This window comes from Nocardia rhamnosiphila NBRC 108938, from assembly GCF_000720425.1.
Classification (GTDB): Bacteria; Actinomycetota; Actinomycetes; order Mycobacteriales; family Mycobacteriaceae; genus Nocardia; species Nocardia rhamnosiphila.
Genome location: NZ_JOAJ01000001.1, coordinates 527,748 through 543,462, shown reverse-complemented (window position 1 = coordinate 543,462; position 15,715 = coordinate 527,748). Strand labels below are relative to the sequence as shown.

At 68.0% G+C, this 15,715-nt stretch carries 13 protein-coding genes; 6 read left to right on the top strand and 7 right to left on the bottom strand.

All coding sequences use genetic code 11. The annotated features are described in order from the left end of the window. Positions 1 to 11: 11 nt before the first annotated feature. The 3 genes from IG75_RS0102565 to IG75_RS0102555 all read left to right on the top strand — a co-directional run bounded on the left by IG75_RS0102565 (position 12) and on the right by IG75_RS0102555 (position 4,497). On the top strand, positions 12 to 1,196 hold the full coding sequence (locus tag IG75_RS0102565) for a type III polyketide synthase (RefSeq protein ID WP_030519496.1): 1,185 nt from the start codon (positions 12 to 14) through the stop codon (positions 1,194 to 1,196). Positions 1,197 to 1,247: 51 nt separating this feature from the next. Further along, positions 1,248 to 3,038: an ATP-binding cassette domain-containing protein gene (locus tag IG75_RS0102560; protein WP_030519495.1), complete on the top strand. Its 1,791-nt coding sequence runs from the start codon at positions 1,248 to 1,250 to the stop codon at positions 3,036 to 3,038. Positions 3,039 to 3,240: 202 nt separating this feature from the next. Beyond that, positions 3,241 to 4,497, top strand: a complete 1,257-nt coding sequence (locus tag IG75_RS0102555) for a cytochrome P450 (RefSeq protein WP_245713118.1) — start codon at positions 3,241 to 3,243, stop codon at positions 4,495 to 4,497. A 15-nt stretch (positions 4,498 to 4,512) separates the two neighbouring features. Here the strand turns inward: IG75_RS0102555 and IG75_RS0102550 are convergent, their stop codons facing one another. Next, positions 4,513 to 6,114, bottom strand: a complete 1,602-nt coding sequence (locus IG75_RS0102550) for an alkaline phosphatase D family protein (RefSeq protein ID WP_051714138.1) — start codon at positions 6,112 to 6,114, stop codon at positions 4,513 to 4,515. Between the two features lie 461 nt (positions 6,115 to 6,575). Between IG75_RS0102550 and IG75_RS0102545 the strand changes: the two genes are divergently transcribed. The 3 genes from IG75_RS0102545 (at position 6,576) to erm (ending at position 10,979) form a co-directional block, all read left to right on the top strand. After that, positions 6,576 to 8,186 (top strand): tetratricopeptide repeat protein, encoded by a 1,611-nt coding sequence (locus IG75_RS0102545; protein ID WP_030519492.1) that lies wholly within the window; start codon positions 6,576 to 6,578, stop codon positions 8,184 to 8,186. 121 nt (positions 8,187 to 8,307) lie between these two features. After that, positions 8,308 to 9,789 carry an MFS transporter gene (locus IG75_RS0102540; protein WP_081876591.1) on the top strand — a complete coding sequence of 494 codons (1,482 nt, stop codon included), beginning with the start codon at positions 8,308 to 8,310 and terminating at the stop codon, positions 9,787 to 9,789. A gap of 359 nt (positions 9,790 to 10,148) precedes the next feature. Then, positions 10,149 to 10,979, top strand: coding sequence for a 23S ribosomal RNA methyltransferase Erm (erm, locus tag IG75_RS0102535; protein ID WP_051714136.1), 831 nt, complete (start codon positions 10,149 to 10,151; stop codon positions 10,977 to 10,979). A 66-nt stretch (positions 10,980 to 11,045) separates the two neighbouring features. On the opposite strand, the gene thpD is transcribed toward erm, so the two are convergent. The 6 genes from thpD to IG75_RS0102500 form a co-directional block, all read right to left on the bottom strand. Continuing rightward, the gene (thpD, locus tag IG75_RS0102530; protein ID WP_030519489.1) at positions 11,046 to 11,915 is read right to left on the bottom strand and encodes an ectoine hydroxylase; all 870 of its coding nucleotides are present in this window, start codon (positions 11,913 to 11,915) and stop codon (positions 11,046 to 11,048) included. 18 nt (positions 11,916 to 11,933) lie between these two features. Further along, on the bottom strand, positions 11,934 to 12,329 hold the full coding sequence (locus IG75_RS0102525; protein ID WP_030519488.1) for an ectoine synthase: 396 nt from the start codon (positions 12,327 to 12,329) through the stop codon (positions 11,934 to 11,936). Positions 12,330 to 12,345: 16 nt separating this feature from the next. Then, the gene (gene ectB / locus IG75_RS0102520) at positions 12,346 to 13,605 is read right to left on the bottom strand and encodes a diaminobutyrate--2-oxoglutarate transaminase (RefSeq protein ID WP_030519487.1); all 1,260 of its coding nucleotides are present in this window, start codon (positions 13,603 to 13,605) and stop codon (positions 12,346 to 12,348) included. Next, a complete protein-coding gene (gene ectA / locus IG75_RS0102515) occupies positions 13,602 to 14,216 on the bottom strand; it encodes a diaminobutyrate acetyltransferase (protein WP_030519486.1) in 615 nt (204 codons plus the stop codon). Before ectA ends, ectB begins: the two co-directional genes overlap by 4 nt. A 592-nt stretch (positions 14,217 to 14,808) precedes the next feature. Further along, positions 14,809 to 15,069: a hypothetical protein gene (locus IG75_RS39790; protein WP_174561161.1), complete on the bottom strand. Its 261-nt coding sequence runs from the start codon at positions 15,067 to 15,069 to the stop codon at positions 14,809 to 14,811. A 161-nt stretch (positions 15,070 to 15,230) separates the two neighbouring features. Beyond that, positions 15,231 to 15,536, bottom strand: a complete 306-nt coding sequence (locus IG75_RS0102500) for a hypothetical protein (RefSeq protein ID WP_051714134.1) — start codon at positions 15,534 to 15,536, stop codon at positions 15,231 to 15,233. Positions 15,537 to 15,715 lie beyond the last annotated feature (179 nt).

Sequence of the window (15,715 nt, the reverse complement as noted above, 5' to 3'; positions counted from 1 at the left end):
AAGGAAGAAACGTGTCCCTGACCATCGAATCCGGGGGTGCTTCGGCTACCGGACGCGGGGCGGCCGCCTCGCTCGAGCACAGCCCGTTACCGCCCGCGCCGCCGACCACCGTCGGGGTGATCGAAGCCGTGGCCACCGGTGCGCCCACGCCCACGGTCGCCCAGTCCGAGGCCGCCGAACGGGTCACCGCCCTGTTCGGCGATCCCGCCCAGCGGGCCCGCATCGCCCGGATATACGAGAAGACCATGATCGACACCCGGCAGCTGGCCGTCGATCCGCTCTCGCCGGCATTCCTGGGCTTCGGCCGGGAACCCGGCACCATCCGCCGGCGGATGAACCTGTTCTACGAACACGCGGTGCCGCTGGCGGTGGACGTGGCCGGCCGGGCGCTGGCCCGGGTCGAAGACCCCGCCGCGGAGATCGGGCTCCTGGTCTTCGTGACCAGCACCGGACTCATCGCGCCCGGGGTGGATATCGCGGTGGTGCGCGCCCTCGGACTCTCCCCCGCGGTGAGCCGGGTCGTGGTCAATTTCATGGGGTGCGCCGCCGCCATGAACGGCATCCGCACCGCGGTCGACTATGCGCGCGCCCACCCGGACAAGAAAGCGATGGTGATCTGCCTCGAGCTGAGCTCGATCAACGCGGTGTTCGCCGACGATGTCAACGATGTCATCACCCACAGCCTGTTCGGTGACGGCTGCGGCGCGGTCGTGGTGGGGGCGGGCCAGGCGCATCGACCGCTGGCGCCGGGAAAGGTCGTGATACGCGACGGGTTCAGTCATCTGTTCGACGATGCCGCCGACGGGATCGTGCTCGGTATCGACCACAACGGCATCACCTGCGAACTGTCGGAGCACCTCCCGCAGTACATCCTGCGCGGGGTGGACCCGGTGGTCACCCGGATGCTCGAACGCAACGGTCTGGGCAAGGACGATATCGACCTGTGGGCCGTCCATCCCGGCGGACCCAAGATCATCTCGGAATCGGTGCGCTCGCTGGGGATCGGTTCCGAACGGGTCCGGCCGAGCTGGGACGTCCTGGCCCGCTACGGCAATATGCTGTCGGTTTCGCTGATCTTCGTCCTGGAGCGGATGATCCGGGACACCACGGCCACCGGGGCCATCTCGACCGGCGTGGCGTTCTCCTTCGCGCCCGGCGTCACGCTCGAGGGCCTGCTCTTCGATATCGTCCGCTGAGCCGCGACCGGCGTCGGTAGCGGGCTCCCTCGCCGCAGGAGCGATCACATCATGCAACTCGTCAAATTCCTCGTCTCCATCTCGTGGACCCGGATCGTGGCCGTGGTGGCCGCGGGCCTGATCTGCGGAGCCGCCAACACCTATCTGATCACCCTGATCAACGGTGTCGTCGCGCCCGGGGACCGCCCACCCGCCACACTCGGCCGATTCGCGGTCACCGTGCTGATCGTGCTGGTCAGCGGCCTGCTCTCCCAGGTGCTGCTGGTCCGGCTCGCGCAGGACGCGATCTACCGGCTGCGCGCCGATCTGAGCGCGAGCGTCGTCGCGGCCCCGCTCGAACATCTGGAGCGGCTCGGTATGCACCGGCTGGTCGCCACACTCACCGAGGACGTCCGCGCACTGTCCCTGGCGGTCACCGCCATTCCGGCGATCTGTATCGATATCGCCACCGTCGTGGGCTGTTTCGTCTTCCTGGCCACCCTGTCCGGGCCGTTGTTCGCCATCATGGTGGCCGGAACCCTGGCCGGCGTGGCCTGCGTCGAACTGTTCCTCACCCGGGTGCGCCGAATCTACCGGGAGGCCCGCGAGAACGAGGACGCGCTCATCCGCTCGTTCCAGGCGGTGACCCTGGGCATCAAGGAACTGAAACTGCACCGCGGGCGGCGTCGCGATTTCATGCGGCGGGAACTGCTCGGTTCGGCCGCGACCCTGCGGGCCCAGAACGTCGACGCGGGCGCGAAATTCGCTGTCGCGCAGAACCTCGGGCAATTGCTGCAACTGGCGACCATGGCGCTCATCCTCTTCGCCGTGGCCGCCGCGCTGGATCTGCCCCGGGAGGTGATGGTCGGCTACGTGCTGGTGACCACCTTCCTGTCGATGCCGATGCAGAATTTCATGCACCGCCTGCCCGACCTGCTACGCGGGGATGTCGCACTGGCCAAGGTCCGGGCCATGAACTTGTCCATGGACACGCCCCACAACGAGGAGGAACTTCCCTTCGACGAGCGACCGGTATCGCAATCGGCCCGGCTGGAGCTGATCGGCGTGAGCTATACCTACCGGCGTGAGATACCGCCGCCGTTCCCGCCCGGACCCGGACCCGCACATACGCATCCACGGGCGCCGCACGGCGGGCCGCCGCATCCGCCCCCGGATGTGGACGGCCGCCGCCGCATCGATCACCACAGCGACGACCGCCCGGTGCCCGCGCGGCCCGGCGCGGGCACCGGCGACGAATCCGGATTCCGGCTCGGCCCGCTGAACCTGGTGTTCGAACCCGGTGAGATCAGCTTCGTGATCGGCGGCAACGGCAGCGGTAAATCGACACTGGCCAAACTGATCACGGGGTTGTACGTACCGCGGGGCGGCACCATCACGGTGAACGGCGAACCGGTGGACCACGACAACATCGAATGGTTCCGGCAACATTCGGCGGCGGTGTTCACCGATTTCCACCTCTTCGAGAACTACCTCGGTCTCGACCGACCGGATATCGACGACGACGTGCGGCGCTATCTGGCGGAACTGCAGCTCACCGACAAGGTCGCGGTGCGGGACGGCCGGTTGTCCACCCTCGCGCTGTCCCAGGGACAGCGCAAACGACTGGCGTTGCTGACCGCACTGCTCGAGGACCGTCCGATCTATGTGTTCGACGAATGGGCGGCCGACCAGGATCCCCGGTTCCGTGAGGTCTTCTACCGGGAGATCCTGGAGGGGTTACGACGGCGTGGGAAAACAGTCGTGGTGATCACCCATGACGACCGCTATTTCGACTGCGCCGACCGCATCGTGAAACTCGATATCGGCCGGGTGGTGACACCGGTCGACGCGAGGGAGAACTGATCGCCTGCGCCCTTGCGCAAGACCGGGCGGACGAGGCCGAAACGCCGGGCGGTTCGCATGCGACTTCCGCAACGGCCTGGGTATCATCTCTCGCCAGACGCGAAAGGCGTACCGGCCGAGCGCTTTCGAGCAGGGGAACCCGCTGCGGCCGGAGTACAGTCGCGCCCGGGTGCCGGGCGCACGACCTCAGGGGGTACCTCGAGTGACAGGGCCGACCCGGCTGCAGCCGGCGCACAGACGCGGTAGACATGCCGCCACCGAGACCAGCGCGTCCCGGATCCCCATCTACACCGCCGAGTTCGCCGCCGATCCACACGGTTGCTACCGGCAGATGCGCGCCCGGCACGGATCGCTGGCTCCGGTGGACCTCGCGCCCGGGGTGCCCGCCACCCTGGTCCTCGGCTACCGCACCGCCCTGCGCATTCTTGCCGATCCCACGCATTTCCCGGCCGACCCGCGCGCCTGGCAGCAGAAGGTGCCCGCGGGCCTGCCCATCGTCGCGATGATGCGCCATCGCCCGAATACGCTGCGCACCGACGATACCGAGCACGAGCGCTATCGTTCGGTGACGGTCGCGGCACTCGCCGGTGTCGATCCGCACGCGCTGCGCGCGATGACCGCGCGGGCCGCGGTCGAGCTGATCAACGAGTTCTGCGCCGACGGCGGCGCCGATCTCCTCGACCGGTACGTCACACCGCTGGTGTTCCGGGTGCTCGGCGAATCGGTCGGTTGCCCGCCCGCGCTCGCCGACCGGCTGACGCCGGCGCTCACCGCCGTATTCGCTATGCGCACCGACGAGGATGCCGCGGCCGAGGCCGACGCCGCCCTCGCCGAACTGGTCGCGGCCAAACGCGCCGAACCGGGTGACGACATCGCCACCCGCCTCCTCGACCATCCGGCGGAACTGTCGGACGCCGAACTGGTCGACCAGCTGCTCGCCGTCTATCAGGCGGGGGTCGAGCCGACCCGTGATCTCATCGCCAACACGCTGCTGCTGATACTGCTCGACCCGCGGTTCACGACCAACCAGGTGGGCTTCGCACCGCCGACCCGCGCGGCGCTGGAGGAGGTGCTGGCGACCGACCCGCCGCTGGCACATCACAGCATCGTCTATCCCCCGCTGCCGGTGCTGATCGAGGATGTGTGGCTGCCCGCCGATCAGCCGGTACTCATCAGTGCGGGGGCCTGCCACGACGATCCCGAACGCGCGGCCGCCCACCATCCGGGTCACGGCACGGATCTGGCCTGGGGCGCCGGCGCGCACGCCTGTCCGGAGCAGGCACGGTCCATCACCTATCTGCTCGCCGAAGAGGCCGTCGACCAGTTGCTGGACGCCCTGCCGGATCTCCGCCCGGAATTCGGCCCGGACGAACCGGTCTGGCGACCGGGACCGTTCCAGCGTGCGCTCACCGCCCTCCCGGTCACCTTCCCGCCCACCCCCGGTATGACCGTCCTCTGACCCGCCGGCCGCTGTTCATCGCGCGTCCTCCGGCTGCCCACCGGCCGCTGAGCCGGCCGGCACCTGCCGTGCCGCCGGCCTGGACAGCGGTCGGTGGTCCCGGACCGGACGCACCCCGGGCACCGCATCCTCGACCACGTAGGAGGCGCGGGTCGAGATCGGCGCACCCGGACGACTCACATAGGGCAGCACCCGGAAGTCGGTGCGCCATTCCTGTGCGTCCACCTCGACCCGGGCGTAACCGCGCTGCCCGTTGCAGAACTTCAGATCGGGATTGGCCGCGAGCAGTTCGGTGCCGCGTCCGCCGATATCGATACCGTCGCCGCCGCTGGTGATCGAGGTTCCGGTGAATTCCGCCGCCACCACCGGGGTACGGGGGTCGGCGGGGTCGGCCCGTAGATCGGCGGCGTAGTTCTCGTGCCGGTCGCCGGTGATCACCACCAGGTTGCGCACCGACCGCGCGGCGGCGGCCAGCACGGCGGCACGTTCGGCGGGATAGCCGTCCCAGGCGTCGGCGGACAGCATTGCGGCGGGGCCCGCATCGTGATCGGTACGACCGAGCACCACCTGATTACCCAAGACCTGCCAGCGCGCGGCGGAGTTCGCGAAACTGTCTATCAGCCAATCCCGTTGGCGCGCTCCGAGAATCGAGTCACCGCGGCGGAACTGACGGGTGTCCAGCATCGTGAACTCGGCCAGATCGCCGAATCGGTAGCGCCGGTGCATCCGGATCCGCGGGCCGGAGGGCAACTGCGCCAGGCGCAGCGGCTGATGTTCGTACATCGCCTGGAACGCCGCCGCCCGGCGGGCCCGGAAGATCGGCGCCAGCCGATCGCGATCCACCGATACGCGTGCCGCCTCGCCCGCCCAGTCGTCGGCCAGTTCGTGATCATCCATGGTGATCAGCCACGGGAACGCGGCATGCGCGCGCCGCAGGGCGGGATCGGCTTTGTACCAGGCGTAGTGCATTCGATAGCCGGCGAGGTCGCGCGGCTCGTGGCGCAACCCGGGCTCGATCGGGGTACCCGGGCGGTCGCGCGCGATCGGATATTCGTAGAGGTAATCGCCGAGGTGCACGACGAGGTCCAGGTCTTCCGCGGCCATATGGTCGTAGGCCGTGTAGTGCCCGTCGTTCCATGCCTGGCAGGAGGCGAACGCGAAGCGCAACCGAGGGACCGGACGCCCGGCCGCGGGCGCGGTCCGGGTACGGCCGGTCGCGGAGATCGCCGGCCCGGCCCGGAACCGGTAGTAGTACCAGCGGGCCGGTTCGAGGCCGCGGACCTCCGGATGCACCGAATGGCCCAGAGCGCGATCGGCGACGACGGCACCGCGGTGCACGACCTGCCGGAACCGGTCGTCGTGGGCGACTTCGTAGTCGACGGTCACCGGCGCGTGGCCCATCCCACCCGACCCGTCCGGGGCGCCGGGGTCGGGAGCCAGCCGCGTCCACAGGACCATCCCGTCGGGGGTGGGATCACCGGAGGCGACACCCAGCGTGAACGGATCACCCAGGACCCGGGGCGCCCGGAACCGCGCGCTGCCCGCCGCCGTCGTTCCGGCGAGCAGCAGGGACGCCGCGGCTCCCCCGGCGAGGAAACGCCTGCGTGTGGTGTCCATGTTTCATGGATCCCGCACCCGGCCGACCACCCCGTGGCGCCCGGATGACGACCCGGTGACCATCGGACGAGCGTTGCCGGATCGGGTCGCGCGGCAGGCTCCGGACAGCGGTAGGACGACATGGAGCTTCGCCTGATGTAAAGTGTCGGTGTTCGCCGGTTCTCGGCACTCATCCCAAATTCGAGCGTTCCTCGATTTATGTGTAACCGTCGGTTACACATAAATAAGAATTCGATATCGTGCAGGCGAACGTGTTGTCGCCCACCAAATCGCCCCCCGCGCGAGGGATCCGGCTAGTACGGTATAGCCACCGCATTGCTGCGGGGTCAACGGGAGCGGTGGGAAAGGCGGGGCAGGATATGTTCGATCCGGTATCGTCGTCGACCGGAGTTGTTCCATCGCAGGCTGATATGCCCGCTTCGGCACCGCGTGCCGGACAACTACCGAGGTATCTACGCCGCATGCGCCTCGATGCCACACCGTTGCTGACGGGCGACACGCTCGACACGCCGACCGCCACCGGGGCCCCGGCGGACCCACTCACCGACGATCCGGCCCTGGCGTTCCGCTATCGCAGCGCCGAACCGATCGACTGGGAGGGCGCGACGGTCCACCCGCTCTACAGCGAGCAGTTGTCCACCACGACAGCGGCGCTCACGGTCACCCTGCTGTCGGCCACGCCGCCCGCCGGGCTGACCGGCGTCGGCATCGGTCTGTCCATGGTGGACGGGTACATCGATATCGACGGTCGCCGGCTGGCCGGTGTCGACATCTGGCGCGACGCCCTGGAACGGGGGATCACCTTCGATCTGACCGCGAACTCCCCCGGTACGCTCTTCGTCCTGACCCCGGTCTGGGCCGATGCCACCGGGGAACCGCGGTCCTGGTCGGGAAACTACGGCATCGTGGTCGAACGCACCGATAACGACCGCACCGTGCTGTGGTGCAGTATGGGCGAGGGACCACCGCATTTCGCGGATCTGGTGGTCGAGGTCCGCAGTACCCCGCTGGATCCGCATCCGCGGCTGTTCACTCCGGGGACGGGCGTCGTACCGTCGGTATCCGTGCCCGCCACGCGCGACGCATCCGGCGGGGCAAGGATTCCGCGCCCGACCGCCGTCGGTACGACCACGGCCCTCGCCGTCCCGGGACATCGCGCCGCGGGCTCCGGGCGCCCCGTCGCGGACAGCGGCGAACCGGAAGGCTACCCGTGCAGTCTCGCGGATCTGGTCCTGCACTCTCCGGACGTCGGCGGTGCCGATATTCTCATCGAACCCCTGGACGGCCTCGAGGAATTCTTCGACTACTCGTCCCTGTTCGACGAACCGGTCCCCGATCCCCTGCCCGCGCTCACGTTTTCCGGCCCGGCCACGCTGCTCACCGGCCCCGAACAGTGGTATCTGCGGAACTCCGCGGACAATACCGACGCCGATCCGGCCGCCACCCACGGCTGGGCCGACTCTCCGGACCAGACCGGCCTGGTCCCGGTGATCAGTGGGGCGGACCTGCCGGATTACGGCCCGGAACCGGTCCGGGAGTCGCGCGCCGGCGGCGAACCGTCCGTATTCCCCCTGACCACCGCCTATTTCACCACGTCGCGAGCCGCCCACGGCATCCCGGAGGACGACCCGATGGCCACCGATGACGAATCCTCGGCGGCCGATACCATCGCCGACGGTTCACTCGCCCCGTTTCCGGCCGACGAGAGCGCAGCCGCCACCGGCAGCCCGGACCGGCTCTACGATCTGGGCGCGGCCCGGTGCGCGGCGGGAGACGACGAGCAGGCCGCGCGGTGGTGGGCCGAAGCCGCCGACGCCGGACATCTGGGTGCCGCCTACGATTTGGGCGCACTCTATTACCGGCACGACGAATTCGATGCCGCGCAACGCTGGTGGCGGGTCGCGGCGGGGCGTCGGCATATCCGGTCCATGGCCTGCCTCGCCGACCTGCTCGAGCAACGCGGCGCCGTCCCCGAGGCGCGGATGTGGCGGACCCAGGCCGTCGCCGAAGAGGTCCTCGCCAATGCCGCCCAGATCACCGACTCCTTCGCGGTGCCTACCGCGCGCCGGTGAGCGACACCGAGCGGGCATTTCCACGGACACCGATCATTTTCGATGGCGGCGGCGGTCAGAGGTGGTGATACTTCCAGCAGGTCACCCCTTGACCTGAACCAATGTCGAGGTTGTTGAGTACATGACTATGGAATCCACCCGGCGCTCCGCCGCCGAGCCCGCGGCCCGTCTCGATTTCGGCGACCCCATCGTGCGAACCTTCACGCAACTGCTGGTGAACGTGCTGCTGGTGTCGTTCATCAACTTCACCGTCTGGTTCGGCATCACGTTCTTCGTGTACCTGGAGACCCGATCGGTCTTCGCCACCGGAATGATCGCCGGCATCTTCCTGGTCGCCATGGCCGGCACCGGGGTGTGGTTCGGCAGCATCGTCGACCACCACCGCAAGAAGAGCGTCATGCAGGTGTCCGCGCTCGTCTCGCTGGGAATCTACGCCGTCGCGCTGGTCTACTATTCGATCACCCCGGCCGAGGAATGGCGTGATCCGGCGAGTGTCCGGCTGTGGGTCTTCGTGGTTCTCGCGATGAGCGGGGTGATCGCCGGTAGTCTGCGCACGATCGCGCTGCCCACCGTGGTCACCGCCATGTTCGACGAACGCCACCGGGATCGGGCCAACGGGCTGGTCGGGACGACGACCGGTATCTCCCACCTGGTCACCTCGGTGGCGAGTGCGCTGCTGGTCGGCTGGAACGGCATGCTGGGCGTGCTGGTACTGGCCGTTGTCGTGCTCACCATCGCGGTGGTGCACCTGCGCGGATTGATACTGCCGGAATCGCTGGCCCACGCCGCCGCCGCGGGCGAACCGCAACGGGTCGATCTGCGCGGGACCGTCCGAGTCATCCGCGGGATCCCCGGTATGGTCCCGCTGATCGTGTTCTCGGCGTTGAACAACCTGCTGTTCGGCGGGCTCATGGCCCTGATGGACCCGTACGCGCTGTCGATGATGTCGGTCCAGGCGTGGGGGGCCATCTGGGGAGCACTCAGCGCGGTGATGATCGTCGGCGGGCTGCTGGTGGCCCGCACCGGGACGTCGTCGAACCCGGTGCGGTTGATCCTGCTCGTCAATCTGGCCCTGTGGGCGGTCATGCTGATCTTCCCGATCCAGGATTCCGTTCTGCTGCTGATCGGCGGAATGGCCGTGTTCATGGTGCTCATGCCGTTCGCGGAGGCGGCCGAGCAAACCGTGCTGCAGAAGGTTGTGCCCTATCAGCGCCAGGGCCGAGTCTTCGGCTTCGCGCAGAGCGTCGAACAGGCCGCCTCGCCGCTCACCGCGTTCCTCGTCAGCCCGCTGGCCCAGTTCTTCTTCATCCCGTTCATGACCACCGGACCGGGCGCCCGCTCGATCGGCGGCTGGTTCGGCACCGGTGAGGCCCGCGGAATGGCACTGGTCTTCGTCCTGCTGGGTCTGCTCGGCCTGCTCTTCACCGGCTACGCGCTGGGCAGCCGGCACTACCGGCGACTGAGCCGTAGCTTCCGCGCCGGTGCGGATGCCGCGGCGACGACCGGCGCGGCGGGCCCGGTCGAGCCCGGACTCGCGGATCTGGGCGCCCTGCCGGACCGGCGGCATGACATACCGTGCCCCCAGGGCGCGGGAACCGCCTGATCTCTCGCGGCGATGAGCCTGCGGGCCCGGCGGCGGCGATACCGGAAATTCGGTGGACCGGTCCGCCGGGCCTGCCTAGGGTATGGCCCCATGGGATCTTTGGGCAGCAACGGAGTGTGCGCGGTCGGCGCGCATTACATCCGGCAGCGCACGGCAGCTCGGACTCTGCCGGTGCACCCCACACTCCGCTGACCGATCCGGGCAGTCCCCATCGCGGGACCACTCGGCGGTAGGCGGCGCCGGTTCACTCGAACCGGCGCCGTCGCGATCGTTCGGCGCCACTGCGCGCCGCCTTCTGCCCCGGCATGGGTCCGGGCGAATCAGCGTCTGACGATTCGGCCCACTCTTCGGAGGATCCCATGTCCCGCCCTGCCCAGGGTCCGCGTGCCCGCACGTCCGCGACCCGCAAGCGGCTCTCCCAGAATTTTCTCACCGACCCCCGGGTCGCTCGCCGTATCGTGCGGGCCTCCGGTATCGGCCGCGACGATCTCGTCCTCGAGATCGGTCCCGGTGACGGTATGCTCACCCGCCATCTACTCCCCGCCGCGGCCCGGGTGGTGGCCTACGAGAAGGACCCGCACTATGCCCGCCGGCTCGCCGTCCGGTACTGCGGTGACCGCCGTATCCGAGTGCTGAACCAGGATTTCCGCTCGGTCGTCGCGCCGCGCGAACCGTTCGCCGTGGTTGCCAACATCCCGTTCGCGGTGAGCACCGATATCGTGCGCTGGTGCCTGGCCGCGCCGCGGCTCACCTCCGCGACACTGCTCACCCAATACGAATTCGCACGCAAGCACAGCGGCGACTACGGCCGATGGACCAAATTGACCGTCACCCACTGGCCGGAGTCGGAACCGACACTGGGCGAGCGGATCGACCGCCGGGAGTTCTTCCCGGTGCCGCGGGTGGACGGGGCGGTGCTGCACATCGCACGCCGTCCCACTCCGCTCTTGCCTCCCGCGTCCCAGGCGCAGTACCGGCGCCTGGTCGAACTCGGTTTCACCGGCGTCGGCGGGTCGCTCGCCGCCTCGTTACGTCGCGTCCACCCCGCCCGCGTGGTCGCCGCGGCGTGTGCCGCCGCCGCGATACCGGCCGACGCGCCGGTGGGCCTGGTGCCGCCGGACGCGTGGCTCACCCTCTATCGACGGCTGCACGCAACGCGCGATCCCGGCCGGGGTATCGCGCGCCACTGACCCGGACACGACGACGGGGACGAACCCGAGTGGATTCGTCCCCGTCGCCCTGGGCAACTGTCCCGTCTACACCGGCGTGAACTCGCGATCGGCGATATACGCCGGCCGCCGGGCCGGTGCGGCGAACGGTTCCTCCAGCGTGTTCTCGACACTGTTGAACACCAGGAAGATATTCGACCGCGGGAACGGCGTGATGTTGTTGCCCGACGCGTGCATGATGTTCGAGTCGAACAGCAGCGCCGAACCGGCCGCACCGGTGAACTGGGTTATCCCGTACTTATGGGCCAGGTCGGTGATATCGGCCGTGGTCGGCACTCCGGTCTCCTGCTCACGCAACGACTCCCGATAGTTGTCCGCCGGCGTCGCGCCCTGGCAGGGCACGAATGTCCGGTGCGACCCCGGCATCACCATCAGGCTGCCGTTGTACGGGTAGTTGTCGGTCAACGCGATGGACAGGCTCACCGCTCGAGGCGAGGGCATGCCGTCCTCGGCGTGCCAGGTCTCGAAATCGGAATGCCAATAGAAACCGGTGCCGAAGCCGGGCAGATAGTTGACCCGGCTCTGGTGGATGTACACATCCGATCCCAGTACCTGCCGGGCCAGGTCCACGACCCGCGCCTCCCGCACCAGCTCCGCCACCGCCGGACTCAGTTTGTGCACCTCGAATACCGAGCGCACCTGCTGCGACGATTTCTCCACGATGAGCCGGTCGTCACCCCGCAGATCCGGATCGCTTGCCAGCCGGTCGATCTCGGCGGCGTACTCGGCCACCTCCTCGGGGGTCAGCAAGCGATCCATGATCGCGAAACCGTCGGTATCGAACGCAGCCAGCTCCGCGTTGCCGATCCGGCCCCACACAGTCGCGTCGTGCCGCTCCTGCAGCGGCAGACGCTCGGCGGTCCTGGTCGGATAGCGATCGATCCGATTGTCTACCAACGTCGTTCGTCCTTCCTCTCAGTCGGCCGGAACGGCGATCAACGGATAAACGCCGTTCTCGTCGTGCACCTCCTGCCCCGTGACAGGAGGATTGAACACGCACAGCATCCGCATCCGTGTCCGGGTCCGCACCTCGTGCTTCTCGTGCCCGTTGAGCAGGTACATGGTGCCCGGGGCGAGGTCGTAGGTGCGGTCGTTGGTCAGGTCGTGGAGGGTGCCTTCACCCTCGACCAGCCAGACCGCTTCCACATGGTTCTGATAGTGGAAGACGTGAGAGGTACCGGCTTCGATGGTCGTCTCGTGAAACGAGAATCCGACTCCATCACCGCCCAGCACGATCCGCTTGCTCCGCCAGTTCTCGGCGCCGACATCGCGGTGGGTGCCGGTGATCTCCTCGGTGGTGCGCACGATCATCGGTAGATTTTTCCTTTCAGCTGCAAACGGTTTCGACGGAGTCGCTCAGAATGTGCAGGCCCTGGTCGAGTTCGTCGTCGGCGATCGTCAGCGGCGGGAGCAGTTTGACGACTTCATCGGACGCACCCGAGGTCTCGGCCAGCAGGCCACGCTCGAAAGCGACCTGGCAGACCTTTCCGGCCTGCGAGGCGTCGTCGAAGACCAGCCCGTGCACCAGGCCACGGCCCCGAGTGGACACCCCGGGAACGGCCCCGGCGATCTCCTCGAGCGCCGTGGCCACCCGCTTGCCCTTGGCGAGGGTGGACTTCTCCAGTACATCATCGGACCAGAAGTGCTCGAGCGCCACCTGCGCGGTGGTGAAAGACGGATTGTTACCGCGGAAGGTGCCGTTGTGCTCCCCGGGTGACCACACATCGTGCTCCGGCTTGAACAGCACCAGCGCCATCGGCAGGCCGTAACCGCCGACAGACTTGGACAGCGTCACGATATCGGGGGTGATACCGGCCGATTCGAAGGAGAAGAACGGGCCGGTCCGGCCGCAACCCATCTGGACGTCGTCGACGATGAGCAGGATGCCACGGGCGGAGCACAACGAGGCCAGGTGCCGTAGCCATTCGTCGCGCGCCAGGTTCACCCCACCCTCGCCCTGCACGGTCTCCACGATGACGGCGGCCGGACGATCCATACCGGAGGACGAATCGTCGAGCACCCGTTCCATCCACAGGAAATCGGCGGTGGCGCCGTCGAAGTAACCGTCGTACGGCATCGGGGTGGCGTGGTTGAGCGGGACGCCGGCGCCTGCCCGCTTCATGGCGTTACCGGTCACCGACAGTGCGCCCAGCGTCATCCCGTGGAAGGCGTTGGTGAAGCTCATGATGGTCTGCCGGCCGGTCACCTTACGGGCGAGTTTGAGTGCGGCCTCGACCGCGTTCGCGCCGGTCGGTCCGGGAAACTGCACCTTGTAGTCCAGGCCGCGGGGCACCAGCAGGGTGTCACGGACGGTCTCCAGTAGTTTGCGCTTGGCAACTGTAGACATATCCAGGCCGTGCGTAATTCCGTCACCGGCGATGTAGTCGATCAGCGCCGATTTCAGCACCGGGTTGTTGTGCCCGTAGTTGAGCGCGCCCGCCCCCGCGAAGAAGTCGAGAAAATCTTTACCGGACTCATCGCGCAGCCATGCGCCCTGCGCGGTCTCGAAGACCGTCGGCCAGGAACGGCAGTAACCTCGGACATTCGATTCGATTTCGTCGAAGATCGTCGTTTCGGCGGCAATCATGAGTGTTCCCTTTCGGTTTTACGGGCGATCGGGGAAATGTGGTACAGGTCCTCGGCGGCATGGCTGTCCGGAAAAACTTCCGGTTCGAACAGCTCGCTGCGCACCATTTCGGCGCCACGGCGGCGGGCCAGCGACGCGAACATGGCGATCGAGGCGGGATTGTCGGGGGAAACGGTGGTCTCCAGCGCCTCGACGGCGCCGCCGGTCGGGTGACCGGGCGCGGTGACGGTGGATACCAGCCAGTCCAGCATGGCGACCCCCAGGCCACGGCCACGCTGGTCGGCGTCCACGGCGACCTGCCAGACGAACAGGGTGCCGGGCGCTTCGGGTCTCACATAGCCGGTCACGAATCCGACGACTCGGCCTTCGCTCTCGACGACTACCGAACTGGCGGCGAAATCGCGACACCACAGCAGGTAGGCGTAGCTCGAATTGACATCCAATACTTGCGACTCGTCGGCGATCTGCCACAGTCGCGCGGCGTCGGTGATCCGCGGTGCCCGCAGGACCACGCCGGTACTGGCGGGCTCCGCATCGGTGGCGGCGGACGAATTGGCCGAGCCGTTGCCGGCGTTGCCGGCGGTCTGCGTGGACTCAGTTTGTAAAGACATACAACTCCGATGTCTGCGTGCAGTACTTTCCCAGGCTCACGAATCAACTCCGAAGCGACTGGTCGAGCTCTTTACGGTCGTGTTACAGGCGTGTTAAGTGGCCCCTTTCGTTGAATAACCCGAATTCGGAGAACGAAACGCCCGATTCGGCGGGGCGCTCCTCACATTCCACCCGGCCGGGGCATGCAGCCGCCGCTGTTCCGGCGGCCGGAGACGGGCCGCGACCCGTGCCGGGACGGACGCAACGGCGGCTCGCGGGTACGGTCACCGCCCCGCCGGATACCGGCGAATCGGCGTACAACCGGCCCGAGTCGGTGGCCGCCGCGGTCACCCGGTGCGATACCGGGCGCACCCGCCGCGATCCGTCCTCGCGCCGCCGGTCCAGTAGATCCACAGCACTGGCCGACGCGTTCAGGGGGGTAGGGAGTTCGTGACGGACGTCACTGGAGAGTCGTTGTTCCCGGCGGACGCGAGCGCGGGCGGCCGTCGCCGGGGCAGAGGGCAATACGACAGCGGCGTCCATCCGGGTGCGCGGCGTCCATCCACTCGTATCGAGTCCGATACGAGTCGCGCCCATCGCGCTGCCCATGAGCTAGCGCTGGACGCCCAGCCGGTGACCGGGACCGGGAATGGCGGCCACGGTTCGCAGGTCGGAGAGATCCCACTCCGCTCTGCCGTCGGGCCTGCGATCGGCGATCGTCGCGTCGGGGACGACGCCGATCGCACACAGAGGGGTGAGCGCGGCCTCGGCTTCCTCGGCCACCGCGACGTCGTAGCCCTCGTCCTCCACGGCCGGGCGCACAACACCCCGGACCCGCTCGCCGTCTTCCACGATCATCAGGTTCGCGCTCAATATTTCAATCCCTTGCAGACACACGTGGCGTGCCGCGGCGCGGGTTTCGCATCCCCGTACCGACGCGACAGCCCGCTACTCAGCTTACTCGAGCAACCTTTCGGTTATACGGATAGCCAGAATGCCCGCCGGGTAAACCCCCAGAGTGAAATGCCTCACGTTCAGATATCGCCGGCGCGTTCCAAGCGGAAGAAATTGCTGGGCGTGCCGTCCGGACGCATCTCCTGGTACCGGAAGTTCAGTTTCCGGGCGTCGAAGGTTGCGAACCAGTCCGCCCAGCTGACCGGCTGCAGTACCGCACCGCCGTAGTGCGGGAAATCCAACCGCAGGACGCCCACCTCGCCGTCGTACTGACTGCCGGGCGTCGTCGCCGGGTTTGCACCGCGCCGCTGGGCCCACTGGCGGATGACCTCATGATTCGTGGTGACCATGGTTGTTCCGGGAGCGGCGGACAGGCCACCCTTCATGACGAACCTCCTTGCGGTAGGTGCGTACGTGCTCTCCCGGCGCGACCTCGGTAGCCGCACCGGCTTTCCCGTCTTGTACCCGACTTCGCACTCTTGCAAACACAGCGGACACCGAGATGTCCGCCGTGTCCGCCGCCCCGTCCCCCACCCGGAGCCGCCGCCGCAGCGACCGATTCACC

What these genes read in the sequence shown, in the direction of transcription:
- IG75_RS0102545 (WP_030519492.1), top strand. Translation starts at nt 6,576, where the DNA reads ATGCGCCTCGATGCCACACCGTTGCTGACGGGCGACACGCTCGACACG.
- IG75_RS0102540 (WP_081876591.1), top strand. Translation starts at nt 8,308, where the DNA reads ATGACTATGGAATCCACCCGGCGCTCCGCCGCCGAGCCCGCGGCCCGT.
- IG75_RS0102560 (WP_030519495.1), top strand. Translation starts at nt 1,248, where the DNA reads ATGCAACTCGTCAAATTCCTCGTCTCCATCTCGTGGACCCGGATCGTG.
- erm (WP_051714136.1), top strand. Translation starts at nt 10,149, where the DNA reads ATGTCCCGCCCTGCCCAGGGTCCGCGTGCCCGCACGTCCGCGACCCGC.
- IG75_RS0102550 (WP_051714138.1), bottom strand. Translation starts at nt 6,114, where the DNA reads ATGGACACCACACGCAGGCGTTTCCTCGCCGGGGGAGCCGCGGCGTCC.
- IG75_RS0102525 (WP_030519488.1), bottom strand. Translation starts at nt 12,329, where the DNA reads ATGATCGTGCGCACCACCGAGGAGATCACCGGCACCCACCGCGATGTC.
- ectA (WP_030519486.1), bottom strand. Translation starts at nt 14,216, where the DNA reads ATGTCTTTACAAACTGAGTCCACGCAGACCGCCGGCAACGCCGGCAAC.
- ectB (WP_030519487.1), bottom strand. Translation starts at nt 13,605, where the DNA reads ATGATTGCCGCCGAAACGACGATCTTCGACGAAATCGAATCGAATGTC.
- IG75_RS0102500 (WP_051714134.1), bottom strand. Translation starts at nt 15,536, where the DNA reads ATGAAGGGTGGCCTGTCCGCCGCTCCCGGAACAACCATGGTCACCACG.